Source organism: Streptomyces polyasparticus (assembly GCF_014493765.1).
Lineage (GTDB): Bacteria > Actinomycetota > Actinomycetes > Streptomycetales > Streptomycetaceae > Streptomyces > Streptomyces polyasparticus.
Map to the genome: position 1 here is coordinate 433,923 of NZ_JACTVJ010000005.1, position 24,900 is coordinate 458,822.

Here is a 24,900-nt window from a genome sequence, read left to right on the forward strand (position 1 = left end):
CGTTCAGTGAGGGTCTTTTCGAGCCAGGGGACCGAAGTCCCTACCCCGGCTCGTTCACGTGCTGTTAACGCGGAATAGCGCAAGTACACCGCCGGGACCTTGGTCCCGGTCAGTCACCGAAACCATGAAGGAGTTCGCTGGTCGTCGTCTTCATCTTGTAGATTCGTATGAAGGGCGCGTCCCACCGGCCCCATCGGTTTCCTCGGGAACCGCCTTCACTCGGACGAGCGACAAGATTCAAGCCAGGACAGCGGAGAGGTACGACATGCGGCTGCGCGCCCTTCTGGAGACCGACGTGCTCGGGCTGCGGCTTCTCGGCGGCGAGGACGAGCTGGACCGCACGGTCCGTGGCGTGATGACCACGGATCTGCGCGATCCGAGCCGCTATCTCTCGGGCGGTGAGCTGGTGCTCACCGGCCTGGCGTGGCGGCAGTCCGCCGAGGACTCCGAGCCCTTCGTGCGGATCCTCGCCGCCAAGGGCGTCGCGGCGCTCGCGGCCGGCGAGGCCGAGCTCGGCGACATCCCCGACGACCTGATGCAGGCCTGCGCCCGCCACCGCCTTCCGCTCTTCGCGGTCAACGAGCGGGTGGCCTTCGCGACGATCACCGAGTACGTCGTACGGCAGGTCTCGGGCGAGCGCGCCGGTGACCTCGCGGCCGTGGTGGACCGCCACCGCCGCCTGATGACCTCGGGCCCGGCGGGCGGCGGCCCGGACGTGGTGCTCGACCTGCTCGGCACCGACCTTGATCTACGCGCGTGGGTCCTCTCCCCCGCCGGGCGCCCCATCGCGGGCTCGCGCTCGGTCGGCGAACCGCTGCCCACCGAGGTGTGCACCGCGCTCGCCGCCGAGCATCTGGCCGCCATCCGTACGGGCCGGCGCGGCCCGCACCGTGTGAATGTCCAGGGCTCCACGTACTCGCTGTTCCCGATCCATTCGAGCGGCCGCGGCGCCGCCTCCGCCTCGCGCGACGTACGCGAGACGGTGCTCTCGGACTGGCTGCTCGCCGTCGAGGCGGACGCGGGCGACTGGCCCGAGGAGCGGCTCGACCTGCTCCAGGGCGTCACCCAGCTGATCTCCGTCGAGCGCGACCGGCGCGACGCGGCCCGCACCGTACGGCGCCGGCTCGCCCAGGAGGTCCTCGAGCTGGTGCAGACCGGCGCGGCCCCGGCCGAGATCGCGGCCCGGCTGCGCGTGGCCGCGCCCGTGCTGCTTCCCGGTCTGGGCGCGGCTCCGCACTGGCAGGTCGTCGTGGCCCGCGTCGAGTGGGAGGGCGGCGAGATCGAGGGCGGTCCCGTGGCCCAGTCGCTCCTGGAGGAGATCCTGGTCGACCCGACCGCCTCCGGTCCCGAGCCGTCCGACCGGATCGCGGTCGCGCACACCGGCGACGAGGCGATCGCCCTCGTACCGCTGCCGGCCGTGACGCCGGAGGACGGTCCCGAGCCCAGCCTGATCGCGGACGCTCTGCTCGCCACGGTGCGCGAGCCCCTCGCCGCGGGCCTCTCGGACGACGGGCGGCTGACCCTGGGCGTCTCGGCCTCCGTGCACTCGGCGGACGGTCTGCGCGGCGCCCTGGAGGAGGCCCGGCACGCGCGTCGTGTCGCGGCTGCCCGGCCCGGGCGGGTCTGCGCGGCCGGCCACCAGGAGCTGGCCTCGCACGTACTGCTCCTGCCCTTCGTGCCGGACGACGTCCGCCGCGCCTTCACCGCGCGCCTGCTCGACCCGCTGCGGGACTACGACCGGCGCCACCGCGCGGAGCTGATCCCGACCCTGGAAGCCTTCCTCGACTGCGACGGCTCGTGGACCCGGTGCGCCTCGCGCCTCCACCTGCACGTCAACACGCTGCGCTACCGCGTCGGGCGGATCGAGCAGCTGACGGGCCGTGACCTGTCGCGCCTGGAGGACAAGTTGGACTTCTTCCTGGCATTGCGGATGAGCTGACGACACGCGCGCCCTGGGGCGCGTGCGTAACACGGGGCGGGTGCGGTGGGCGCACCCGCCCCTTCGCTTGCCCGTCGCTTGTCCAAGATTGTGAATTCTTTCACCCAGCCCCTTGGCGGCCCGCCCGAATCCATGCTGAGATGCGGGCCACAGCTCAATGACGCGCTCCTGGGGAGGGGAATGTGGCGGACACTGCCGTGTCTGGCTCGGATTCTGTGCCGAAGTCGAAGAACTCGACACCTCCGGTTCCACCCGACACCGCTTCGCCCGACCCTGCATTGAAGAGCTCCGCTCTCCAGACCGCCGTATGGCGCCTGCGTTCGCGCGGCTGCTGGACCGATGCGGCGGCGCTGCTCGCCCCTGACGGCTCGGCGTCGACCGCGCTCCAGCGGGCCTCGCTGCTCGTCGAGCGGTGCCTGTTCACGGAGCAGGGCTGGGCCGAGGCCGAGGACGCGCTGCGCACCGCCGAAGCTCTCGCCCAGACCGACGACGAGCGCGGCGCCGCGGCCTGCGAGCGCGGCCACCTTGCCTACGCCTCCACGGTGCTGGCCGTCCGCGACCGCGCCGACGAGGCCCGTGCGGCGCTCGGCCGCGCGGCCGCGCTGCTGCACCCGAGCGCTGCGGGGCGGCCCCTCCTGGACTTCCGCCGCGGCCTGATCGCCGAACACATCGCGGACTCCCCGCAGGCGGCACTGGCCGCGTACCGGCGGGCGCATGCGGGTGCGGCGGCGCACGACCAGCCGCTGCTGCTCTCCTTCACCTGGCGCCACCTGGCGGGGCTCGCGCTGCGGGACGGCGAACTGGCCGAGGCCCGCCACGGATTCGCCGAGTCCCTCCGCATACGGGAGGACCTGGGCTACCTCGTCGGTACGGCCCCGGCGCTCGTGGCCCTCGCGGACGCGGAACCCGAACCGACGGCCACCCGCCTGCGCACGGAGGCGGCCCGCCTCTTCCGCCTCCTCGGCGGCGTCCCGACGTGGCTCGCGGGGCACTTCCCGGCGAACCAGCCCTCCCGGGACCCCTCCGCGAGCTGAGCCCCGGCCGAGCGCCACGGCCCGGCCCGTCCCGCGGGCCGGCGCCCGGTCACCCCCGCGGGCCCGGCGCCCGGTCACCCCCCGAGCTTGTGATACGTCCCGTCCCGGAACACGAACGGAGTCTGCTCGGCTTCGTGCGTGTACCGGAACCAGCCGCCGAACCCGTCCTCGTCCGGCTCCACATGCGGAGCCAGCAGCTCGAGCACCGTGACGAGGTACCCGAGGTCGTCGTCGAGCCAGTGGTTCCGGCTGAACAGGCCCCAGGCGTACCGCTCGCCCTCGGCCGTGAATCCGGTCGACTGCCTGCGCAGCGAGGCCGTGTCGCCGCCCGGGAGCCAGGAATCCGGATCCGGTTCGAGCAGGGGATACGGGTGCCACTCGGGGTCGAGGTGCGCCGGGCGCTCCGGGGCGAGTCCCAGGTGCCAGCGCAGCGCGGCGAGGACGCTCTCGGGTGTGTCGTCGCGGAGGAAACAGCTGAAGACGACTTCGCAGTGGTCACTCATCCCCCGCACTCTGCCGTACGGCACCGGCAGCGCACACGACAGGGGCGGGGCGCGGGGGCCGTCAGCGGTCGGCCACCCGGTCGCCGAGCCGGGCATCGCATCCGGCAAGATCGAAGCATGAGTACCGACCCCGCCCACCTCATCGCACACTTCGGTCTGGCCGGGCGCAACGCCCTGGTCACCGGGGGCAGTTCCGGCATCGGCAAGGCCATCGCCACCGCCCTCGCGCGGGCCGGCGCGCGCGTCGTCCTGATGGCGCGCGGGGCCCAGGCGCTGGACGAGACCGTGGACGGGCTGCGCGCGGAGGGACTCGACGCGGCCGCCGTCGTCGCCGACGTCGGCGACCGCGAGGCGCTGCACGCGGCCGCGGAGGAGGCCGTGGAGCCGTACGGCGAGCCGGACATCCTCGTCACCTCCGCGGGGATCAACCTCCGTCCCCCGCTGGGCGATCTGACGATCGCCGACTGGGACACCACGATGGCCGTGAACCTCGACGCCCCGTTCCTTCTGGGCCGCCGCTTCGGCCCGGGGATGGCCGAGCGCGGCTGGGGCCGGATCATCCACCTCGCCTCGCAGCAGTCCCTGCGCGCCTTCGGCAACAGCGGCGCGTACGGGGTGTCGAAGGCCGCGATCTGCGCGCTGACCCGGTCGCAGGCCGAGGCCTGGTCGAAGCACGGCGTGTGCGTCAATGCGCTCGGCCCCGGTTTCGTCGAAACCCCGCTCACCGAGGCGGTGTTCGCGGACCCCGCCCGCGCCGAAGCCCTCGCGGGCCGCACCATGATGGGCCGCAACGGCACCCCCGAGGACTTCGCAGGCCCCGCCCTCTTCCTCGCGAGCGACGCGGCGCGCTACATGACGGGCCAGACCCTGTTCGTGGACGGCGGCTTCTCGGCCACCTGAGCCCAAGCCGCCACAGGACGCCGAAGCCCCACCCGAGTCCGGTCAGGACAGGTGGGGCTTCCGCGTCGCGCCCGGCGCACAGCACCGGGCCGGTCCCGCTACCGGGTCACGGCAGCGGAGTTCTCAGTGACGGCGTTCTGCGTTACGGCGTTCTGCGTGACGGCGTTCTGCGTTACGGCGTTCTGCGTTACGGCGTTCTCCGTGACGGCCGGAACGCTGTCGTCGCCCGTGTCGACGTACATGGTCAGAGTCATCAGTACGCCGGCCACGCCAAGTCCCGCTCCCCACAGCGACTTTCCCCGCCCGGAGTGCACCCGCTTCGCACGCCGCCACCCGAACAGACCGCACAGGACCGCGGGGAAGGCGCACAGCACGGTGAGCAGATGCAGGAAGAGGAAGAACGAGCCGATCACCGCGATCAGACCGCACACCAGGGCAGGACCGGCCAGTCCGTTCTCGCCCTTGTGCGGGGCCTGCGCAAGACTCACGGGCGGGACCCCTTCCGGGCCGGACGGCTGACGTACGCGATACGGCGACCACGGCGCCGTACGCCTTCACTGCGCAGTCACGCTCGCCGAACCCGCACGGACACCGCAACCCGGAAATCCGGTTCGGGATCAAAGACGCGGGGACTCGGGCCGACGGGCCCGCCGAGCCGGGACCTTCGGCCCGGAATGCCCCGGAGTGCCCAGGAGTGGCCCGAGCGGCCCGGAGCGCCCCGCAGTGCTACTGCGCCCCGTTGAAGTGCTCCCGCACCAGGGACGAGACCACCGTGAGGTCCTGGGCGACGAGGGCGTCGAGGAGAGCCGTGTGCTCGGCCGCGTCGGCGATCAGGTCCGCGCGGCGGACATGGACGGGGCCCGTGGCCAGCGGCCACTGGGAGCGGCGGTGCAGATCGTCGGCGACCATGACCAGCTGCCGGTTCCCGGAGAGGGTGAGGATCGCGCCGTGGAAGGCGCGGTCGGCGTCCACGTACGCCGCGATGTCCCCGCGCGCCGCCGCCGTCACGGTCGCCTCGGCGAGCGGCCGCAGCGCGGCCCACTGCTCGGCCGGCACCGTGCGCGCGAGGCGCAGCATCACCGGCACCTCCAACAGCGAGCGGATCTCGATCAGTTCGGCCAGCTCGCGCGCGCTGCGCTCGGCCACGCGGAAGCCGCGGTTGGGCACCACCTCGACGGCGCCCTCGTGGGCCAGCTGCTGCATGGCCTCGCGTACGGGAGTGGCGGACACCCCGAAGCGGGCCGCGAGCGCGGGCGCCGAGTACACCTCGCCGGGCGCGAGCTCGCCGCCGACGAGGGCCGCGCGCAGGGCTTCGAGGATCTGCCCGCGTACGGAATGACGCTGGACGGGGATGGCGGCGGGGGCGGGCGGCTCGCTGTGGGTGTGCTCACCCCGAGCGTGTTCGGCGCGGGCCTGCTCACCCCGCACCACCTGCGCCGGCACCCGTACGGCCGGTGCGGGGAACTGCGGATCCGAGGCGGCGCGCGGACGGGCCTGCTCCACTCGGGTCCACCTCCCCGGCACACGTTTCGGACAGCCGGGCCCCGGCGGCCCGCTCCCACGAAGATAGGCGGACCGGGCGCATGTGTCGAAAAGCCCTGGCCCGGACGGAAGCCCACCCCTCACAGTTCAAACATCGAATTGCCAGGGTAAGGTAAGGCTAACCTGCTAACGATCGCGATTCGGTGGTCCCCGCATGTCCCTTGACGCCGCTCTGCCAGGCGCCGTACGCGCAGCCCCTTCGGCTGTCGCGGATGCGTACGCGCGCCTGACCGAGGTGTTCGGCGGACTCGCGGTGCACGAACTCGGCGCCGGCGAGCAGGCCCCGTCGGGCGGTGGCTGGGTCGCAGCCGCCCGGCTCGCGGAAGGCGGGGCCGCTCTCGATGCCTTTCTTGCCTGGGACGACGCACAGGTCCTTCGGGACTACGGGCAGCAGGCCCGCCCGGACGTGATCGCCAGCTTCGGGCTGCACCGCTACGCCTGGCCGGCCTGTCTGCTGATCACGGTCCCGTGGTTCCTCAGACGCCGGGTGCCGCGCGTGCCCGTGGGCAATGTCACCTTCCACCGCGCGCTCGGGAAGATGGCCGTACGGATCGAGGAGTTCGCCTGCCTGCCGGGAGATCCACTGGCCGCTTCGCCGGGTGCACGGGTCGTGCCCGACGAGGCGGCGCTGATGGCGGAGGTCCGTGCGGCGGTCGCCGAGCACCTGGGTCCGGTGCTCGAAGGCTTCGGACCGCGGATGCGGCGCGGACCGCGCGCCCTGTGGGGCATGGCCACCGACGAGATCGTCGAGGGCCTGTGGTACATCGCCCACCTCCTCGGCGAGGAGCGCCGCGCGATGACCGAGCTGGAGCAGCTGCTGCCCGGCACGACGAAGCCGTACGTGGGGACGCCCGCGTTCCGTGAGCTCACCGGCCCGGACGGCGAGGCACTGCCCACGCGGGACCGTGCGAGCTGCTGTCTCTTCTACACGCTCCGTCCCGACGACACCTGCGTGACCTGTCCGCGCACCTGCGACGCCGACCGGATCGTCAAGCTGAGCGCAAGCAGCTCCCGCTGAACCACCCGATCGAGTGAGAGTGCTCGAACTCAACTCAGCTGTTCAGTACGGGAGTTCGACCAGACACCGCTCATCCGTGGCCCCGTGCACCCCCTTGGCGTTCTCTTGCTCCAAAACACCCCTGCGGGGCTTTCCCTCTGCGTCAGGATGACGCCCGAACGCCATCGGTGGACGCAAGGGACCCCAGATGAGAATGACCGACATATCGCTGGACTGGCTGCTTCCCGGCGGAGTGCTGCTGCTCGGCATGCTGGTGGCGGTTGCGGTGCTCACGCGCGGCAAGCGGGCCGGTGCGAAGGCCGCCGCGGCGGAACAGGACTCCTGGGAGCGCAGCGAGGAGCGGCGCCGGCGCAAGGAGGCCATCTACGGATCGGCCTCGTATCTGCTCCTCTTCTGCTGTGCCGCCGTCGCGGCCGCACTCTCCTTCCACGGCCTGGTCGGCTTCGGCCGGCAGAACCTCAACCTGACCGGCGGCTGGGAGTACCTGGTCCCCTTCGGTCTCGACGGCGCGGCGATGTTCTGCTCGGTGCTCGCGGTGCGCGAGGCCAGCCACGGCGACGCGGCCCTCGGTTCGCGACTGCTCGTGTGGACCTTCGCGGGCGCCGCCGCCTGGTTCAACTGGGTGCACGCGCCACGGGGGTTGGGCCACGCGGGCGCCCCGCAGTTCTTCGCGGGGATGTCGCTGAGCGCGGCGGTCCTCTTCGACCGTGCGCTCAAGCAGACCCGCAGGGCCGCCCTGCGCGAGCAGGGTCTGGTGCCGCGTCCGCTGCCGCAGATCCGGATCGTGCGCTGGCTGCGCGCGCCGCGGGAGACCTTCGCGGCGTGGTCGCTGATGCTGCTCGAAGGCGTACGCACCCTGGACGAGGCCGTCGAGGAGGTACGCGAGGACCGCAAGGCCAACGAGCAGAACCGTCTTCGCAGGCGCGAGCACGAGAAGCTGGAGCGCGCCCGCCTGAAGGCCCTGAGCCGTGGCCACTCCTTCAACGGCGGCCGCCGCGGCGGCAACCGGCTCGAGGTCGAGGCGGCCGCTCCGGGCGCGGGCAGCCCGCAGTCCGTCGGAGAGCCCGCCATATCGAGTGCGGAACAACTGCCCGTACGTTCCCGGCCCTCCCTGCAGGCCGTGACCGGCTCTGACGGTCCGGTCACGGTCGACCTCACCGCGGAGGACGACACCCAGACGCTTCCACGACTGGACTCCCTCGAGCAGAAGCTCAAGGATCTGGAGCAGCAATTCGGCTGAGCGTCACACCAGTTGGGGGCGCCCCCTCGGGGCGCCCCCTCATTGCATGGTGGTCCGGTCCTGCGTCACTTCAGGCCGGACCGCTGTCGAGTTCGAACCACACCACCTTTCCCGATCCGTAGGGCCTGATGCCCCAGGCGTCCGCCAGGGACTGGACGAGCATCAGCCCTCGCCCGTTCGTGCGCGTACCGTCGTCGGCGTGCGGTACCCGCGCCCTGGGTCTGCGGTTCGTGTAGTCCCTCACTTCGACCCGTAGCCGCTCGGGCTCCACGGTCGCGGTGAGGACCGCGTCGTACTCCGTGTGCACCAGAGCATTGGTGACTATCTCGCTGGTCAGCAGCTCCGCCACTTCCGAGCGCCCGGGCTTGCCCCACTGGGCGAGCAACTCCCGTAACGCGCGGCGCACTTCGGGCACCGCCCGCAGATCGGATCGTCCGAGTCTGCACTTCAATGACGCATGGCCCCCCTGTGCCGTGGCGCTGTCAGCTGACCGCTGCCTTGCCTGCCCTGTCATGACCCCGCCCCGTGCGCCGATGGCTGCTCCCCTTCTGCGTGCTGGTCGTACTCGCGCCGTACTTCCGGTGGTCCTGTTCCCCTCGAACAGGTTCACGGGATGCATTCCCGTCCATCCCGGGCACCACGCATGTCGATTCCTCAACTAAGCGCAGGGCGCGGCGTATCCGGGCGTACGGGCGGGAAGCGGGGAACATCAGGAGCAGCGCGTGTGAGCCGAACCGGCAATCGAACAGGAGCCGTGATGCACGACGACCGAAAGCTGGTGCAAGGGCGTCTGGAACGTGCCTTGAGCCAGTTCATCCGCCCCGCCCAGTACGGGGAGCGGGTGCCGCTCTCCCTCTCCGTATGGCATGCACCGGGCGAGCCGGTGCCGGTGGGCGAGGCCCTGGAGGCCGACTACGCCCCCTTCGAAGCGGGCACGAAATGGGGCAGCCCCTGGTCGACCAGCTGGTTCCGGCTGCAAGGCGCGGTGCCGGCCGAGTGGGCGGGGCGGCAGGTGGAGGTGGTCGTCGATCCGGGGTTCAGCGGGGACGGTCCCGGCTTCCAGGCGGAAGGGCTGCTCTACGACGCGACGGGTGTACCGCTCAAGGGAATCCACCCGCGGAACCGGCATCTGACCGTGGCGGAGCGCGCCGAGGGAGGCGAGCCGGTTCACCTGCTGTTCGAGGCTGCCGCCAACCCGGCCGTACTGCGCGACTTCAGGCCGACACACCTGGGCGACATTCTGACCGCGGGAGATCGCCCCATCTATCGATTCGCGTCTGCCGACCTCGCCGTACTGAACGTGGACGTATGGCAGTTGGTCCTGGACATCGAGGTCCTCTCGGAGCTGATGCGGGAACTCCCCTCCGACCGGCCGCGGCACCACGAGATCCTGCGCGCCCTCGAGGACATGCTGGACGCGCTCGATCTGCATGACGTACCGGGTACGGCGGCCGCGGCCAGGGCCGCGCTTGCGGGCGAGCTCGCCAAGCCCGCCGCGGCGAGCGCCCACCGGATCTCCGCGACCGGGCACGCGCACATCGACTCGGCCTGGCTGTGGCCGCTGCGCGAGACGGTGCGCAAGGCCTCGCGGACCTTCGCCAATGTCACCGCCCTCGCCCGCGACTACCCCGAGCTGGTCTTCTCCTGCTCGCAGGCGCAGCAGTACGCCTGGGTCAAGGAGCACCAGCCGCATATCTGGGAGCGCATCAAGAAGGCTGTGGCGGAGGGCAATTGGGCCCCGGTCGGCTCGATGTGGGTGGAGTCGGACGCGAACATGCCCGGAGGTGAGGCGCTCGCCCGGCAGCTCGTGCACGGCAAGCGGTTCTTCCGGGAGGAGTTCGGCGTCGAGACGGAGGAGATCTGGCTGCCGGACTCCTTCGGCTACACGGCCGCGTTCCCGCAGCTGGCGAAGCTGACGGGGGTGCGCTGGTTCCTCACGCAGAAGCTCTCCTGGAACCAGACCAACAAGATGCCCCACCACACCTTCTGGTGGGAGGGCATCGACGGGACCCGGGTGTTCACGCACTTCCCGCCGGTGGACACGTACAACTCGCAGTTCCTCGGCAGCGAACTGGCGCACGCGGAGAAGAACTTCGCGGACAAGGGCCGCGCCTCGCGCTCCCTGGTCCCGTTCGGCTGGGGTGACGGCGGTGGCGGTCCCACCCGCGAGATGCTGGAGCGGGCGCGGCGGCTGCGCTCCCTGGAGGGCTCGCCGCGGGTCGAGATCGAGAAGCCGGCGGCCTTCTTCAAGGCGGCCGAGGAGGAGTACGCCGAGGCCGCGCCGGTCTGGTCGGGCGAGCTGTACCTGGAGTTCCACCGGGCCACGTACACCACGCAGGCCAAGACGAAGCAGGGCAACCGGCGCAGCGAACACCGGCTGCGGGAGGCCGAGTTGTGGTGCACGGCGGCCGCTCTGCGCGCGCCCGAGTACGCGTATCCCTACGACGCACTGGACCGTCTGTGGAAGACGGTCCTGCTGCACCAGTTCCACGACATCCTGCCCGGCTCCTCGATCGCCTGGGTGCACCGCGAGGCCCGCGACACCTACGCGCGGGTCCTCGCCGAGCTGGACGAGCTGACGGCGGAAGCCGCCCGCGCGCTGGGCCCTGGCGATGCGGCCGTGCTCAACTCCTCGCCGTACGCGCGCAGCGAGGTGGTCGACACGGCGGACGGTCCGGTGCATGTGAACGTGCAGGGCCTGGCCACCAAGTCGCTCGCGGCGGCCGCGGCGCACACCCGGGACTCGGCGCTCTTCGCCGAGGAGACGGACGAAGGCATCACGCTCGCCAACGAGCATCTGTCGGTACTCGTCGACCGCGACGGCCTGCTCGCCTCCGTACGGGACCTGGACACCGGCCGCGAGGTCCTGGCGCCCGGGACCCGCGGCAACCTGCTCCAGCTGCACCCCGACCACCCCAACGAGTACGACGCCTGGGACATCGACAAGCACTACCGCCGCAAGCACACGGATCTGACGGCCGTGGAGTCGGTGGAGCTGGTGGAGTCCGGGCCGCTCAGGGCGGTGGTCCGGGTCGTACGGGCCTTCGGGAAGTCCCGTATCACCCAGGACCTGCACCTGTGCACGGGCAGCCGGCGGCTCGACGTGGTCTGCGCGGTGGACTGGCAGGAGTCCGAGAAGGTGCTCAAGGCGGCCTTCCCGCTGGACGTACAGGCCGAACGGTCCGCCGCGGAGATCCAGTTCGGGCATGTGCACCGTCCCACGCACGCCAACACCGGCTGGGACGCGGCCCGTTTCGAGATCTGCGCGCACCGCTGGCTGCGGGTGGCCGAGGAAGGCTACGGCGTCGCGCTGCTCAACGACTCCACGTACGGCCATGAGGTGACCCGCACCCCGCACGAGGAGGGACTGGGCACCACGGTCCGTCTCACCCTCCTGAGGGCACCCCACTCCCCCGACCCCGAGACGGACCTCGGCACGCACCGGTTCACATACGCGCTGTTCCCCGGGGCCACGACCGGGGACGCGGTGGCCGAGGGGCTCGCGCTCAATCTCCCGCTGCGGGTGGCGGACGCGCCGGCCGTGGCGCCGCTGGTCACGGTGGACGATCCGGCGGTGACGGTCGAGTCGGTGAAGCTCGCGGAGGACCGCAGCGGCGATGTGGTCGTACGGCTCTACGAGTCGCGCGGCGGACGGGCGAAGGCCCGGCTCACCGCGGCGTTCCCCGTGGCACGGGCGGAGATGACGGACCTTCTGGAGCGGCCGCTGGGGACGGCGGAGACGGACGAGGAGGGACTGCTGCTCTCGCTGCGCCCGTTCCAGATCGTGACGCTGCGGCTGCGGCCGGCCTGACCTCCGCCTTCGTACAAGGCCCGGATGCCCCTGTGCCCGGACCCACGCGTGGTGGGGCCGGGCACAGGAAGGGGTGACGTGCGATCCGGACTACAGGATGCCGAGGTCCAGGTCGAGACCGAGGTCCAGGTCGAGGATCGCGTCGAGGTCGATACCCAGGTCCACGTCGAGGTCGAGCGCGACGTCCAGACCGAGCGCGGCGACGAGGTCCACGTCGACGACCGAGCCGACCGCGAGGTCGAGGTCCACGTCGAGGTCGGCGTCGATCACGGCGTCCGTGTCGACCTCGATGCAGGTGCCGAGCGTGGTGCCGATGTCCGCCAGGACCGCGGCGTTCAGCGCGATGCCGTCCTCGGCGAGCGACAGCGTGGCCTTGCTGGTGCCGGAGTGCAGCTCGGCGTAGACCTCGTCCGACTTGACGACCGAGCCGAGCTTGACGCCCGCCTTGGCGCCGACCTTGGCGGTGATCAGGCCGGTCCGGATGTCGACGGTCAGGTTGGAGACGAGGACCTTCTTCTTGCCCTTGCGCAGCTCGACGCCGCCCTGGAGCAGGACCTTGCCGCCGACGATCTTCTTGTTCTTGTGCGTCAGGACGCTGCCCTTGCCGACCTTCAGGGCCACCTCGCCGTCGACGGCTACAGCGCCGCCGACGCCTACGGCGACGATGCCGTGGGCGTCGAGGTCGAGAAGGTCCGTGAGGTCGAGGGAGAGGCCCGCACCGACGAGCACGGTGTTCGGCGACGGCGCGACGACCGAGGCGGCCGGGGCGCGGTCGGGGGTGGCGGCCATCGCGGCCGGGGCGGCGATACCGGTGACGAGGAGGGTTGCGATGGCGACGGCGGAGACGCGGCGGTAGGCGGTCATGAGTGGCACGGGCCTTTCTGTGGAGAAAGTGTGATGGTCACTCAATGACACTTTCCGCGCCGGTAGCCGGACTCAGCGGGCCGCACGCGTAGTCCACTCGTACGGCCCACCGACACGCCACGTATGAGCTCGACGCGCCGTCGGGGCGCGCCCTCACGTATCAAGGCCTGGGCACATTGCGCAGGTTGGAGCGGGCCATCTGGAGCATCCGGCCCACCCCTCCGTCCAGGACGATCTTGCTCGCGGAGAGCGCGAAGCCCGTCACCATCTCGGCGCTGATCTTCGGCGGGATGGAGAGCGCATTGGGGTCGGTGACCACGTCGATCAGCGCCGGGCCCTTGTGCTTGAAGGCGTCCTTGAGCGCGCCCGCGAGCTGCTTGGGCTTCTCCACGCGCACGCCGTACGCGCCGCAGGCACGGGCGACGGCGGCGAAGTCGGGGTTCTTGTTGCCGGTGCCGAAGGAGGGCAGACCGGCGACGAGCATCTCCAACTCCACCATGCCGAGCGAGGAGTTGTTGAAGAGGACCACCTTCACCGGCAGGTCGTACTGGACGAGGGTGAGGAAGTCGCCCATCAGCATGGAGAAGCCGCCGTCGCCGGACATCGAGATCACCTGGCGGTTGCGGTCGGTGAACTGCGCGCCGATCGCGTGCGGCAGGGCGTTGGCCATCGAGCCGTGCGAGAACGAACCGATGATGCGGCGGCGGCCGTTGGGGCTGAGGTAGCGGGCGGCCCAGACGTTGCACATACCGGTGTCGACGGTGAACACGGCGTCCTCGTCGGCCAGTTCGTCCAGGACCGAGGCCACGTACTCGGGGTGGATCGGCACGTGCTTCTCGACCTTGCGCGTGTACGCCTTGACCACGCCTTCGAGCGCGTCGGCGTGCTTCTTGAGCATCTTGTCGAGGAACTTGCGGTCGCCCTTGGGCCGCACCTTCGGCGTCAGACAGCGCAGCGTCTCGCGGACGTCGCCCCATACCGCGAGGTCGAGACGGGAGCGGCGGCCGAGGTGTTCGGGGCGGATGTCGACCTGGACGATCTTGACGTCGTCGGGCAGGAAGGCGTTGTACGGGAAGTCGGTGCCGAGCAGGATGAGCAGATCGCACTCGTGCGTGGCCTCGTACGCGGCGCCGTAGCCGAGCAGACCGCTCATGCCGACGTCGTACGGGTTGTCGTACTGGATCCACTCCTTGCCGCGCAGGGCGTGGCCGACCGGGGACTTGACCTTCTCGGCGAACTCCATGACCTCGGCGTGCGCGCCGGCCGTACCGCTGCCGCAGAACAGCGTGACCCGTTCGGCCTCGTCGACCATCTGGACGAGCTTCTCCAGGTCCGTGTCTCCCGGGCGGATCGTGGGGCGCGCGGTGACCAGGGAGGTCTCGGCGGCCTTCTCCGGGGCCTGCTCGGAGGCCACATCGCCGGGCAGCGTGACCACGCTGACGCCGCGCTGACCCACCGCGTTCTGGATCGCGGTCTGCAGCAGCCGGGGCATCTGCTTCGGGTTGGAGATCATCTCGCTGTAGTGGCTGCACTCGCGGAACAGCTGGTCGGGGTGGGTCTCCTGGAAGTAGCCGAGCCCGATCTCGTGCGAGGGGATGTGCGAGGCGAGGGCGAGCACCGGGGCCATGGAGCGGTGGGCGTCGTAGAGGCCGTTGATGAGGTGCAGATTGCCGGGGCCGCAGGAGCCGGCGCAGGCCGCGAGCTTCCCGGTGACCTGGGCTTCGGCGGCGGCCGCGAAGGCGGCGGTCTCCTCGTGGCGCACCTGGATCCACTCGATCGCGGCGTTGCGGCGGATCGCGTCCACGATCGGGTTCAGGCTGTCGCCGACGACTCCGTACATCCTGCGGACGCCTGCGCGCGTGAGGATGTCGACGAACTGTTCGGCGACGTTCTGCTTGGCCATGGGGTCTGCGCTCCTCTGGATGGCTTGCGGCGATTCGTACGCTTTCAGCCATGATCCGGGCAGACCGGTGCTATGTCTCCCAGACGGCCGCCGCCGTGCGGTCGTCCGCATAGCCCTTCACGCGCAGCTGGATGTCGGCCAGGAACTCGGCGAGACCCGGCGGATCGCCCTCGGCCCAGCGCTCCTTGAGCACCCCCGCGAGGGCGGGTTCACCGCGCAGCGGTTCGGCCAGGCCGCCGCTGCACAGGAGCAGGGTGTCGCCCGGGCGGGCCACCGAGGCACGGAAGCGGAAGGGTTCGCGGGGCGGGCCCGGCGGTTCGTCGTACGGGCTCGGGGGTGTGGTGATGCCGAGGTCCATGGTCAGACGGTCGCCCTCGGGGGTCTCGGAGGCGGCGGAGCCGAAGCTGAGCACCGGCTCGCCCGCGGTGTCGGCGACCTTGGGCTCGATGTCCTGCCATTCACCGTCCCTGAGGCGGAACAGGCCGCCGCCGCCGACGCCGAAGAACACCCGGGTGCGGCATTCGGGGTCGGCGGGCAGGAGCAGGCAGCGCAGCGAGGTGGCCGTGTACTCCTCGGGCTCGAGGCCCCGTTCGGAGGCGCCCGCGCGCAGCTTGCCGAGGCTGCGGTCGGTCAGCCGGTGCAGGCCCGATTTGAGGTCGCCGCGGCGGGCCGCGCGGATGTCCTCGGAGAGCCGGGCATGACTACGGCCGACGGCTCGGCCGATCCAGTGACAGGCCTCGGCCGCGGCCAGATGGGCGCCGGGGGTGGCGCGGGCGCCGGTGGCCATGGCGACGAGCACCAGGGCGCTGTCGCCGCCGCCGAAACGGGCGGTGAGCAGCGAGTCCCTGCGCACCTCGCCGCGGTAGCGCGCGGAGTCGCCGCGTACGGAGCCGGCGCGCACGGTGTACGAGCCGTAGCGGGCGCCGTCGAGCACGGTGTCGGCGACGAGGTCGCCGAGCTCGTCGGGGTCGGCGGGCGGCAGGGTGCTGGGTTCGGCGTCGTAGGTGGGCGGGCCGTCGCCGACGTAGGTGGCGTGGGCGACGGTGCGCCGGGCGGCCTCGGTGACATCGGCGGCGCCCGCGTGCTTGGGCCCGCCGGCGGGCCCGTCCGCGGCCGCCGCCGGACCGGCCACGTGACCTGCCGGGGCGACCGGGGCCTGGTCGCTGGGGATTTCGGCGCCGGGGGGTGCGATGAGGTCGCGGTCGTGGGGGGTGGTGGGTGTGGGGATGGGGGCAGGTGTGGGTGCGGGCGTGGGGGCCGAGGTGGGGAGGGGGGCGGGTGTGAAGGGCGCGGGTGGGGCGGGGAGTGATGCCGGTGTGGCGGAGGGGGCGGGCGGTGCCGGGGGCTGGGTGGGGCGCTCGGGTGGCGCGACGGGGCCCTGCGCCGGGCGTTCCGGGGTGGGCGGTGGAACGGGCCGGTCGGAAGGCGGCGCCTGGGCCGGGCGTTCAGGGGTCGGGGCCGATGCCGGAGCCGGTGGCTCGGGTGGCCGTTGTGCCGGATCGGCCGGCGGGGCCGTCGGCCGGTCCGGCTCACGGTTCCGTGGCGGCGGGGTCCAGGTGCGCGGGCGCGGCGGGCGTGCCGCGGGAGGCGGCGGGGCGTCCGGGTAGGCGGACGGGGTGTCCTGATACGTGGGCGCCGCGTCCTCGTACGTGGACGGGGTGTCCTCGTACGTGGACGGGGTGTCCTGATAGGCGGACGACGTGTCCCGGTACGGCGGCGGGGCGCCCGGCTCCCGCGGCATCTCCGTCCCGCGGGGCATCTCCGTCCGGCTCGGCTTCTCCGTCTCCCCTCCCACCGTGTCCGCCGCCGATGCGAAGCGGTCGTCCAACGACTCGGGGCTCGCGCCGGGTCCGGTGTCGTCGGCGGCGTCGCCGTACAACTCCCCCCACCAGTCGTCCCCGTGACCTGCGGTGCCCTCGCGCCTGTCCCCCTGCTGGCTCATGCCCCTATTGTCCACCGCGCGGGCCATACGAAAACGGGGCATCCCGAAAATTCTCGGCGCGGGACGCACCGAGCCCTGCTCGGACGGGGGTTCGGAAACAGCCTCCCGGCCGCGGGACCGCGGAAGACGCCGGGACCTCCCGGTCGCAAGACCGCGGAAGACGCCGGGACCTCGCGGTACCGGGCCGTCAGGACGGTTCCCCGCGCACCGGATCCCGTACCAGCCAGTGACCGTCCATCGACCAGCCCTCGAAGCGACGCACACCCGGACCGGCCGTACCGTCGGCGCCGAACCTGCCGCCGTACGCGACATGGCGCAGACCGGCGACGGCCGGCGCGAGACGACGGCCCACGGCCTCCGGATGGCGTCCCGTCTCCTCGTCCAGCCACAACAAGGTGCGCCGCTGCGCGGCCGGTTCGCACAGCGACAGGAAGAAGACCGCCTGCCGCCAGGCGTACGCCGCGTCCTTCACCGTGCGCAACGGACCCGGATGGCCCGGAAGCCGCCGGGTGATCCGGCAGACCTGTACGAAGCAGTCCCGCGCCGAGCGCTCCCAGCCCTGGCGGGGCCGGATGCCGACCCGGCTCACCAGTGTGGCGAGGTTGTGCGTGGTGAGGATCTGGGCCTGTTCGATCACCATGCCGTTGGCCGCGACGGACCACATGTCGATGCCCGCACGGCCGGTGCACAACTGGACGAAGGCCGCGCTCGGCCCCTTGCCCGCGGCGGCCGACTCCCGTGCCGCTGAGGCAAGTTCGCGGATCTCCCCGTAATCGATCCCGTAGTAGCGCTCGTACAGCGATCCGCCGAGCAGCTCGGCGGCCACGTCCGCGGCGTGCAGGAACTTGGCTGCGAACGTGCCCTGGAAGATGTCCGCCGCCAGCTCCTCGACCAAGGGCGCGCCGAGTTCGCACTGGCGGGCGAGGACGGAGAGTTCCCGTACGAGCGGGTTGGGCAGCAGCGTCCCCGGGAACGCCGAGACCGCCAGCTCGGCGACGCGGTGCAGCGTCTGCCGCGCCGGTGCCTGTCCGGCCGGGGTCGTACGGTGGCCGAGCACGGCGCGCACCCACGGCAACTCCTCGACGCGGACCTGGTGTTCGAGGTTCACGAGCAGCAGGGAGCGCCGGTTGCGGAACGCGCGGTAGTTCGCGGCCGCCAGCGTCCGCAGGGCGCCCTCCGGGTGGACCTGCGCGGCGGCGGAGGCGACCAGTTGCGGCACGAGCCCGGCGAGCACCTCCGCCGACGGCACCACACCCCGGTCGACGAGGACCTCGACCGGTGCGCTGAGCGCCGGCTCCACGGCCTTGCGGACGGCGGGAACGATCGCCGCCCCTGCGGGCAGTCCCGTCGCGTGCGCCTCGGCCGCGTCCACGGGCGCCACGAGCGGTGCGATCTCCTCGGCTCCGGAGTCCTGCGGCAGCCCGGAAAGGCGGCGGATCACCAGCTGGGCCAGGGCGTGGTGGGAGGGCAGGGCGGCCTGCCGCGCCTGTTCCTCGCGCAGTGCGGCATGGCGCGGCGAGCCCGGCAGTCCGCGCTTGCGCACCATGGACGCACAGGCGTGCCGCAGCAGTCCGAGCCGGCGGGGGCCGGGACCGCGCCCGGCCGTCACCTCGCCGAGTGCCGCCCGCAGGATGCCCAGGTTTCCCTTGGCACCACGGCGCTTGCGGCTGCCGGTGTGCTGCGCCGCCAGCGTCTCGTAGCGCCGGAGCAGCTCGCGGGCGCGCCGGTGCCAGTCCTCGTCCGGGGTCCGGGTGAGCACGGTTCCGCTCTGCGGATCGTCGGCGGTCTCCAGCCACAGGGCGAGGAGTTCATCGGCGTACGGCTGCCACACGGTGAGCGCTTCGCGCTGTGTCTCCACCGCCTCGTGGGGACCCCGGCGGCCGAGTGCCTCGGTGGCCTGGCCGACGCTGCGGAGGTGCACGGCGTCCGTGGCCGGTGCGGGGTGTGCCGTCGGGCGGGGCAGGAAGCGCAGCCGGTCGGCGAACGGTGCGAGGACACCGACCAGTTCGAGCGCCTGCTCGGCCTCTCCTTGCCGGACCAGCCAGGCCACGGTGAGCAGGGCGGCCTCCTCGGGCAGGGCGACGTGGAAGCGGCCGCTGTCGAGCAGCCCGCCGAGCCAGGCGAGACCGGGCTCGGTCAGGCCGTACGCGAACAGCGCGGACCGCTGCGCCGGCACCCCGAACTCATGGGCCAGCTTCCGCTCGTACGGCTCGAGGGGGCCGCCGGCGCTCGCGTCGCCCGTGGCGAAGCCGCCGCGCACGATCTCGGGTGTGACCCAGGACGGCAGCCCGGCCACCGGCGTCCGCGACCCGATGCGCAGGCTTCCGGCGGCCATGCCGGCGAGCACGGCGCGCCAGCGCTGCCCGCGCTGGTCGGCGCGGTCGCGGGTGGCCGGGTCCCGGTGGGTGAGCGCGGTCACGAAGGCCTTCGCGAGCTCGTGCGCGGCGTAGCCGGCGGAGGCGCCGGGCACGGTGGAGCCGGCAAAGGCGCCGAAGCGGTCGGAGGCCCCGTCGGAGTGCTGCTGGTCAGCGTTGTCGTCCATAGCCGACACGGCGGGTCCTGCCCCCGCACCCTCCGGGTCCCAAGCCCGGCGCTCTGCTGTTGAGCTACGTGTCGTCGGCGCACGACGCTAGGCGCTGCCGCCGCGCCGCTCCACTCAATTCCCGTACGGCCGCAGGACCATGAGGGAGCCTTCCAGGGCCGCAACCATCGCGAAGGGGAAGCGGTCGAGTTCGAGGCAGAGGGACACGTCGTCGGGGTGGGCGCCTGCGCGCACCCCCTGCGCCAGCTCGGCGGCGGCGCGTGACGCTGCGGCGCGGCGCAGGAAGCCGGCGGCGTCCGCGGCATGGGACGTGCCGTCCTTCGCATCCGGCGTGCCGTCCGTGCCGTTCTCGGCATCCGGCCCGCCGCCCGTCGCATCCGGCGTGCCGCCCCCGGCTCTCCGCGCGATGTACTGCGCGCACGCCAGGTCCTCCTCCGCCCGCCCGTCCTCCCCGGTGACCACGAACGTGACGCTGTCGCCACCGCGCTCCCGCAGCGCCCGGGCCGTCGCCTCCGCCACCACGAATCCGGCGCACAGCACCAGGGAGGCGTCCTTCACGGCGAGGGCGCCGACGGTCCCCGCCGTCGTCTTCTGCACCACGGTGCGTCCGGTCAGGTCCACCGACCGCAGCAGAGCAGGTGAGTTGACGGCGTCGAAGCCGGGCGCGGGCGCCCCGTCCTTGAGCGCCACCCAGTCCGGATGACGGGCCTTGAGCGCGAGGGCGGCGTCCAGGGACTCGGCGAGCACGATCTTCTCCGCCCCGCGGGCGAAGGCCCATGCGGCCACCGTGTAGGCCCGCATGACGTCCACGACAACCGCTACGGACGGCACTTCGGCCAGTTCGCCGATGCCACGGAACCGATCGTCCATCTGTTCAGGCCTCCCAGGTAAGCAAGTTGTTGCACAGTTCGGCCTGTTCGATCGCGTCGTCCAGGGCGTGGTGGGTGTGGCGGCGCGCCGAGAGCAGCTCCCGCGGCATCGTCCGCTTGGCCACCGCCCGCAACGGAAGGTTGGTCTTCGCCGCGTACAGCGACTTGAGATCCAGACATCCGGAGTGCCCGAAAGGGCTCTCGCCGGTGAAGCGGAGCAGATACCAGTAGAGGAAGGTCCAGTCGTACGAGGCGGGATAGCCGGCCATCACCGGCTGGGTGCCTGTCGCGACTTCGCGTACCCAGGCGGTGAAGTCGGCCAGGGCGGTGGCCGGTTCCGTGCCTTCGCGCAGCAGGCGGTCGCGGTCGAGGCCGCTGACCGCCAGGGCCTCGGGGACGAACTTCTCGCTGATGGGGCGCAGTTCGCGGTAGAAGGTGCGGGCTTCGGGGTCGTACGGGACGTATGTGCCGTCGGGGTCGTGGCGGCCCGCGACCGCGGCGCCGAAGCTGATCATCGAGTACGGGCCGGGGATCGGGCCGTCGGCCTCGATGTCGACGGAGATGTACAGGCTGGGTCTGGATTTCCGGCGGGCTCGGTCGGGCGGGATCATGACCGGAGAATGTCAGGGAGGGCCGGGCTCGGCATCCGGATTTCCACGCCTGGGCACCGACCCGGTGTCCGACCGCGAGGAGGCCGGTGGCCGCTCTCAGGGTTCTTTGAGGTTCGTCGGACAGGGAGGTGGTGTGTCCGACACCTCTGCAGCCGGTTCGCCCGCTCCCGGCTCCCCCGCCGTTTCCGTGCTCGTCGTCGACGACGAGCCCAATATCCGTGATCTGCTCGCGCAGACCCTGCGGCTCTTCGGCTTCGAGACCGTGACGGCCGGCTGCGGCTACGAAGCGCTCGGCGTCGCGGAGAGCGCCGCACCATCGCTGGTGATCCTGGACGTGATGCTGCCCGATCTGGACGGGTTCGAAGTGGCCAGGCGGCTGCGGGCCGCCGGGCAGGACGTGCCGGTGCTCTTCCTCACCGCGAAGGACACGGTCGAGGACCGGATCGCGGGCCTGACCGCGGGCGGCGACGACTACGTGACCAAGCCGTTCTCCCTGGAGGAGGTGGTGCTGCGGATCCGCGCCATCCTGCGGCGTACGCAGGCCTCCGGATCCGCGGCCGGTCCCGAACTCCGCGACGCCGTACTGCGCTACGCCGACCTGGAACTGGACGAGGACGCGCACGAGGTGCGCCGGGGCGGACGGATCGTGGAGCTGTCGCCGACGGAGTTCAAGCTCCTGAGGTATCTGATGGAGAACCCCGGCCGGGTGGTCAGCAAGGCGCAGATCCTCGACCGGGTGTGGTCCTACGACTTCGGGGCTTCTACCCGGCGGTGCGTGCGGCCCGGCTGCCGCCGACGGAGGCACTGGCGGCCTCCTGAGACCCGGGGCCCTCAGCCCCGAGGCGAGGGCCCCGGTCGCACGGAAATCCAAGTGCGCACACTTGTACCCCTCTGTCACGATGCCGGAATGTCCCACCCTCTGGAATCCCTTGTCATCCGCCACACCTACCGCATCCCCGCCCCCGAAGGGCCGGCCGGTCAAGGTGCCGTCGCCGCGCGGCAGTTCGACAGTGCGCTGATGTCCGCCGGATTCAAGCTGTCGGCGCCGCTGCTGGAGCGGCTGTCCGGGCTCGACGAGGGTGCCGTCCTCGAGGTCGCCGGGCGCACGCTCGCCGCCGTACGGGAGATCGTCGGCGATCATGTGCAGCACAACGCGTACTTCGTCGACTTCCCGGCCAACGTGCCGGACACGCTGGACTTCTGGATGCGGTGCATCCGCGAGGCGCTCGCCGACGAGGAGGCCCGCGAGGGCACGCTCAAGCAGCTGAGCACCGGCGCGGTGAATCTCCTGACGCTGCCTTCGTACGGGCGTTACCAGCACACGTACGAGGAGATGCTCACCCACCACGACGAGCTGATCGCGGCCGCCGGCGACCGGATGACCGTGCTGCACCCGGGCGCGGACGTGGAGGCCGAACTCGCCGCGCTGTACCTGGCGTTGGCGTCGAGCACGACGCCGCTCGGCGAGTCCGGCCTGGAGGATCTGGTGCTGCTCGCCGCGCACTGCGCGGACGGACCGCAGCCCGAGGAGATCCCGGTCCGCGAGAACCGTGCCGTCATCAACCACGCGCGCGTGAAGTCCGGGAAGCCCCCGCTGCCCGGCACGCTCACCGATCTGCTGCGGCTCGCGTGTTCCCTGGCGGACGGCGATGTGTCCCTCGTCGAGCCCACCCGGTTCAAGAACCTGTCGCGGCCCCTGCGGCGGGCACTGCTCGCCGCGCTCGACGCGGTGGTCGCGGCCTCGCCCGCGCAGCTCGCCGATGTCGCGGTGCACCGCGAGGCGTGGAAGCGGCTCGGGGAGCGGCTGCATCCGCACGAGTACCCGCAGTGGCCGGGCGCCGCCCGGGTGTTCGCGGTCGCGCGCGGGCAGGAGCGGGTGCGGTCCTTCGCGAGCCGGACCGAGGAGCTGCTCGGCGCCGGGGATCTCACGGGCGCCGTGGAGCTCCTGAAGTCCGCGCCCGGTGTGCTGCTGCGGTCCGTGGACCGGCTGCTGCGCACGGCCGCGACCGACGAGGAGCGCGCCCTGGTGCTCGGCGCCGTCGAGGCGGCCGCGCCGCAGGTCGCGGGCCGCGTGCTGCTGTCCGTACGCCGGCATCTGCTCAACCGGGGCGACCGGCTCGAACAGGGCGGTGCACAGCGGGTGTTCCTCAACCGGCTCGGGCGCGCCTGGGTCACGGCGGACACCCGGCCCGCGCTGCCCGCCGCCGCGCGGGAGCGGCTGCTCGCGCTGCTCGACCGGGAGATCGCAGGACGGCTCCCGGAGACCGGTCCCGTCCTGGTGGACCCGGACGTGCTCGACGTGGCCCTGCCGCTCAGCGGCAAGGGGGTCGCGGCCGGGATCGGTGTGCTGCCGCGCGGTTCGGTGTCGCCGGTCGAGGGCGAGCTGCTCCGCTTCTTCACGTACTGGAAGCAGCGCAGGGAGACCACCGACTACGACCTGTCCGCGACAATTCTGGACGAGGAGTACCAGCAGGTCACGTGGCTCTCGTACACGCAGCTGACCGAGGTCGAGGGGAAGCACTCGGGCGATGTCACCGAAGCACCGCAGGGCGCCTCGGAGTTCATCGAGCTGCGGCTCGGCGCGGTGCGCGGCACATTCGTCGTGCCGCAGGTGCTGCTCTACTCCGGAGAGAGCTTCCTGGACGTCGAGGAGTCCTTCTTCGGGTTCATGCTGCGCGAGAGCGAGCAGCAGGGGCGGCCGTTCGAACCGCGCACCGTACGGATGAAGTCCGATCTGCGCGGCCCGGGCCGGGTGGCGCTGCCGCTCGTGTTCCGGCGCGACGCGGACGGACGGTGGTGGGCGCACTGGCTGCACCTGTACCTGAAGGGCTCCCCCGCGGCCAACCGCGTGGAGGAGACCAGGGTGACCGTCGAATCGCTCCTTCGCGGGATCGTGGAGCGGGAGCAGCTCACCGTGCGCTGGCTGCTCGGGCTCACCGGTGCCGAGGTGACGGTGTGGGACGGCGGGAGCGTGCCGGAGGGTCCGGTCACGTACGTCGGTATGCAGCGCCCTGAGGGTCTGCACCCCGAGTCGCGGATTCTGACGCCGGAAAATCTCCGCGACGTGATTCCGGCCTGACTGGTAGCGTGCGGAGCACCGAGGCCATGAAAGTGCTTCCTTCTCACCCCGTTGGGGATCTGACTCGTAGCGCTTTCGCTCTCCTCGGTCCGGCGAGGCCATGAGGTGGCTTCCTTCTCACATCCTTTATGCAAAAGAATTAGCCATCTCGCTTTCCTCACCATCGACTTGAGGCCCCCCGGCCACCCGCCGGGGGGCCTTCGTCATGCCTCGCCAGGCCCGGGGATATGCGTCATGCCTCGCCAGCGCCCGGGGATCTTCGTCAGGCCTCGCTAGGCTCCCCGCCCATGGGCGAGATCGTGGTGGTACGTGAGGGGGCCGGCCCCGAGGTCCTGCTGGTGCACGGCGGGGCCGGGCCGCGGACGACCTGGGGCGGTCTCGAACCGCTGGCCCGCCGGTGGACGCTGGCGCGGGTGCACCGCCGCGGCTACCGGCCGAGCCCGCCGCCGCAAAGCGGCCAGGACTTCGAGACGGACGCCCGGGACCTGGCGCCGCTGCTCGCCGGCCGACCGCATGTGGTCGCCCATTCCTACGGCGTCCTCGCCACCTTGCTAGCCGTCGCCGCCGCACCGGGGGACGTGCGGTCCCTCACCGTGATCGAGCCACCGCTCGCCTACCTCGTCCCCGGCGATCCGGACGTGGCCCGGCTCGACCGCATCGGCGACGAGGTCCTCACGTACGGCATGGACGCGGATCCCGCGGTGCTGCGGGAGTTCCTCCGGATCGCGGGCGCGGCCGTGGGCGAAGGGCCGCTGCCCGAGGGTGTGGTGGCGGGCGTGCGGCGTGCGCACGGGGCCCGGCTGCCCAGCCTGGCGCGGCCCCGGCTCGACCTGATCCGGGCGGCCGGGGTGCCCGTGCTCGTCGCGTCCGGTGGGCATGCGGCCGCGCATGAGCGGGTCGGGGACGCGCTCGCCGAGGCGCTGGGCGCGCAGCGCACGGTGCACCCGGGCGCGGGGCATTTCGTCGCCCGGGCGCCCGGCTTCGCCGGACGCCTCGAGAGCTTTCTGCGCGAGCACTCCGGGTAGCGGCCGGTTGCCGGCCGGGCAGCAAAGGGTCCGCCGGACGACCCCACCCCCCACGGGAAGGACGCCCGGCGGACCGGT

Annotated in this window: 18 protein-coding genes, 1 tRNA gene and 1 pseudogene; 9 read left to right on the forward strand and 11 right to left on the reverse strand. The window is 72.1% G+C overall.

Annotated elements, in window-relative coordinates:
* Positions 1-265: 265 nt before the first annotated feature.
* Positions 266-1,939, forward strand: coding sequence for a PucR family transcriptional regulator (locus H9Y04_RS10335; protein ID WP_187813432.1), 1,674 nt, complete (start codon positions 266-268; stop codon positions 1,937-1,939).
* A gap of 182 nt (positions 1,940-2,121) precedes the next feature.
* A complete protein-coding gene (locus H9Y04_RS10340; protein ID WP_438818093.1) occupies positions 2,122-2,973 on the forward strand; it encodes a hypothetical protein in 852 nt (283 codons plus the stop codon).
* 74 nt (positions 2,974-3,047) lie between these two features.
* Here the strand turns inward: H9Y04_RS10340 and H9Y04_RS10345 are convergent, their stop codons facing one another.
* Positions 3,048-3,476, reverse strand: coding sequence for a hypothetical protein (locus H9Y04_RS10345; RefSeq protein WP_187813434.1), 429 nt, complete (start codon positions 3,474-3,476; stop codon positions 3,048-3,050).
* A 117-nt stretch (positions 3,477-3,593) separates the two neighbouring features.
* On the opposite strand from H9Y04_RS10345, the gene H9Y04_RS10350 reads away from it, so the two are divergent.
* Complete coding sequence (locus H9Y04_RS10350; protein ID WP_187813435.1) at positions 3,594-4,376, forward strand: SDR family NAD(P)-dependent oxidoreductase; 783 nt, start codon at positions 3,594-3,596, stop codon at positions 4,374-4,376.
* Between the two features lie 98 nt (positions 4,377-4,474).
* Here H9Y04_RS10350 and H9Y04_RS10355 read toward each other — a convergent pair whose 3' ends face one another.
* Positions 4,475-4,864, reverse strand: coding sequence for a hypothetical protein (locus H9Y04_RS10355; protein ID WP_187813436.1), 390 nt, complete (start codon positions 4,862-4,864; stop codon positions 4,475-4,477).
* Between the two features lie 238 nt (positions 4,865-5,102).
* A complete protein-coding gene (locus H9Y04_RS10360) occupies positions 5,103-5,879 on the reverse strand; it encodes a GntR family transcriptional regulator (RefSeq protein ID WP_187813437.1) in 777 nt (258 codons plus the stop codon).
* A gap of 193 nt (positions 5,880-6,072) precedes the next feature.
* Between H9Y04_RS10360 and H9Y04_RS10365 the strand changes: the two genes are divergently transcribed.
* Both H9Y04_RS10365 and H9Y04_RS10370 read left to right on the forward strand, forming a co-directional pair.
* A complete protein-coding gene (locus H9Y04_RS10365) occupies positions 6,073-6,936 on the forward strand; it encodes a (2Fe-2S)-binding protein (protein ID WP_187813438.1) in 864 nt (287 codons plus the stop codon).
* 187 nt (positions 6,937-7,123) lie between these two features.
* The gene (locus H9Y04_RS10370) at positions 7,124-8,176 is read left to right on the forward strand and encodes a DUF2637 domain-containing protein (protein ID WP_187813439.1); all 1,053 of its coding nucleotides are present in this window, start codon (positions 7,124-7,126) and stop codon (positions 8,174-8,176) included.
* A gap of 70 nt (positions 8,177-8,246) precedes the next feature.
* Here the strand turns inward: H9Y04_RS10370 and H9Y04_RS10375 are convergent, their stop codons facing one another.
* Positions 8,247-8,690 carry an ATP-binding protein gene (locus H9Y04_RS10375; protein ID WP_187813440.1) on the reverse strand — a complete coding sequence of 148 codons (444 nt, stop codon included), beginning with the start codon at positions 8,688-8,690 and terminating at the stop codon, positions 8,247-8,249.
* 243 nt (positions 8,691-8,933) lie between these two features.
* On the opposite strand from H9Y04_RS10375, the gene H9Y04_RS10380 reads away from it, so the two are divergent.
* Positions 8,934-11,987 (forward strand): alpha-mannosidase, encoded by a 3,054-nt coding sequence (locus H9Y04_RS10380; RefSeq protein WP_187813441.1) that lies wholly within the window; start codon positions 8,934-8,936, stop codon positions 11,985-11,987.
* A 90-nt stretch (positions 11,988-12,077) separates the two neighbouring features.
* Here the strand turns inward: H9Y04_RS10380 and H9Y04_RS10385 are convergent, their stop codons facing one another.
* The 7 genes from H9Y04_RS10385 to H9Y04_RS10415 form a co-directional block, all read right to left on the reverse strand.
* Entirely contained in the window at positions 12,078-12,860 is a 783-nt protein-coding gene (locus H9Y04_RS10385) for a hypothetical protein (protein WP_187813442.1), read from the reverse strand.
* A gap of 151 nt (positions 12,861-13,011) precedes the next feature.
* Positions 13,012-14,754: a pyruvate dehydrogenase gene (locus H9Y04_RS10390; RefSeq protein WP_187813443.1), complete on the reverse strand. Its 1,743-nt coding sequence runs from the start codon at positions 14,752-14,754 to the stop codon at positions 13,012-13,014.
* Positions 14,755-14,824: 70 nt separating this feature from the next.
* The gene (locus H9Y04_RS10395) at positions 14,825-16,696 is read right to left on the reverse strand and encodes a protein phosphatase 2C domain-containing protein (protein WP_187813444.1); all 1,872 of its coding nucleotides are present in this window, start codon (positions 16,694-16,696) and stop codon (positions 14,825-14,827) included.
* A 187-nt stretch (positions 16,697-16,883) separates the two neighbouring features.
* Positions 16,884-19,238 carry a hypothetical protein gene (locus H9Y04_RS10400; protein ID WP_236070710.1) on the reverse strand — a complete coding sequence of 785 codons (2,355 nt, stop codon included), beginning with the start codon at positions 19,236-19,238 and terminating at the stop codon, positions 16,884-16,886.
* A gap of 2 nt (positions 19,239-19,240) precedes the next feature.
* Positions 19,241-19,312 (reverse strand) — tRNA-Pro (locus H9Y04_RS10405).
* Between the two features lie 40 nt (positions 19,313-19,352).
* Entirely contained in the window at positions 19,353-20,108 is a 756-nt protein-coding gene (locus H9Y04_RS10410) for a 2-phosphosulfolactate phosphatase (protein ID WP_187813445.1), read from the reverse strand.
* Between the two features lie 4 nt (positions 20,109-20,112).
* Complete coding sequence (locus H9Y04_RS10415) at positions 20,113-20,718, reverse strand: 3'-5' exonuclease family protein (protein ID WP_187813446.1); 606 nt, start codon at positions 20,716-20,718, stop codon at positions 20,113-20,115.
* 133 nt (positions 20,719-20,851) lie between these two features.
* Here H9Y04_RS10415 and H9Y04_RS10420 point away from each other — a divergent pair.
* From H9Y04_RS10420 to H9Y04_RS10430, 3 genes and pseudogenes are all read left to right on the forward strand, one after another.
* A pseudogene (locus tag H9Y04_RS10420) lies at positions 20,852-21,487 on the forward strand (response regulator transcription factor); the annotation flags it as partial.
* Positions 21,488-21,625: 138 nt separating this feature from the next.
* Positions 21,626-23,797: a TerD family protein gene (locus H9Y04_RS10425; RefSeq protein WP_187813766.1), complete on the forward strand. Its 2,172-nt coding sequence runs from the start codon at positions 21,626-21,628 to the stop codon at positions 23,795-23,797.
* A gap of 287 nt (positions 23,798-24,084) precedes the next feature.
* Positions 24,085-24,822, forward strand: coding sequence for an alpha/beta fold hydrolase (locus tag H9Y04_RS10430; RefSeq protein WP_187813447.1), 738 nt, complete (start codon positions 24,085-24,087; stop codon positions 24,820-24,822).
* The last annotated feature ends 78 nt before the right edge of the window (positions 24,823-24,900 follow it).

What these genes read in the sequence shown, in the direction of transcription:
- H9Y04_RS10335 (WP_187813432.1), top strand. Translation starts at nt 266, where the DNA reads ATGCGGCTGCGCGCCCTTCTGGAGACCGACGTGCTCGGGCTGCGGCTT.
- H9Y04_RS10390 (WP_187813443.1), bottom strand. Translation starts at nt 14,754, where the DNA reads ATGGCCAAGCAGAACGTCGCCGAACAGTTCGTCGACATCCTCACGCGC.
- H9Y04_RS10410 (WP_187813445.1), bottom strand. Translation starts at nt 20,108, where the DNA reads ATGGACGATCGGTTCCGTGGCATCGGCGAACTGGCCGAAGTGCCGTCC.
- H9Y04_RS10425 (WP_187813766.1), top strand. Translation starts at nt 21,626, where the DNA reads ATGTCCCACCCTCTGGAATCCCTTGTCATCCGCCACACCTACCGCATC.
- H9Y04_RS10345 (WP_187813434.1), bottom strand. Translation starts at nt 3,476, where the DNA reads ATGAGTGACCACTGCGAAGTCGTCTTCAGCTGTTTCCTCCGCGACGAC.
- H9Y04_RS10395 (WP_187813444.1), bottom strand. Translation starts at nt 16,696, where the DNA reads ATGAGCCAGCAGGGGGACAGGCGCGAGGGCACCGCAGGTCACGGGGAC.
- H9Y04_RS10370 (WP_187813439.1), top strand. Translation starts at nt 7,124, where the DNA reads ATGAGAATGACCGACATATCGCTGGACTGGCTGCTTCCCGGCGGAGTG.
- H9Y04_RS10430 (WP_187813447.1), top strand. Translation starts at nt 24,085, where the DNA reads ATGGGCGAGATCGTGGTGGTACGTGAGGGGGCCGGCCCCGAGGTCCTG.
- H9Y04_RS10365 (WP_187813438.1), top strand. Translation starts at nt 6,073, where the DNA reads ATGTCCCTTGACGCCGCTCTGCCAGGCGCCGTACGCGCAGCCCCTTCG.
- H9Y04_RS10375 (WP_187813440.1), bottom strand. Translation starts at nt 8,690, where the DNA reads ATGACAGGGCAGGCAAGGCAGCGGTCAGCTGACAGCGCCACGGCACAG.
- H9Y04_RS10415 (WP_187813446.1), bottom strand. Translation starts at nt 20,718, where the DNA reads ATGATCCCGCCCGACCGAGCCCGCCGGAAATCCAGACCCAGCCTGTAC.
- H9Y04_RS10380 (WP_187813441.1), top strand. Translation starts at nt 8,934, where the DNA reads ATGCACGACGACCGAAAGCTGGTGCAAGGGCGTCTGGAACGTGCCTTG.
- H9Y04_RS10350 (WP_187813435.1), top strand. Translation starts at nt 3,594, where the DNA reads ATGAGTACCGACCCCGCCCACCTCATCGCACACTTCGGTCTGGCCGGG.
- H9Y04_RS10400 (WP_236070710.1), bottom strand. Translation starts at nt 19,238, where the DNA reads ATGGACGACAACGCTGACCAGCAGCACTCCGACGGGGCCTCCGACCGC.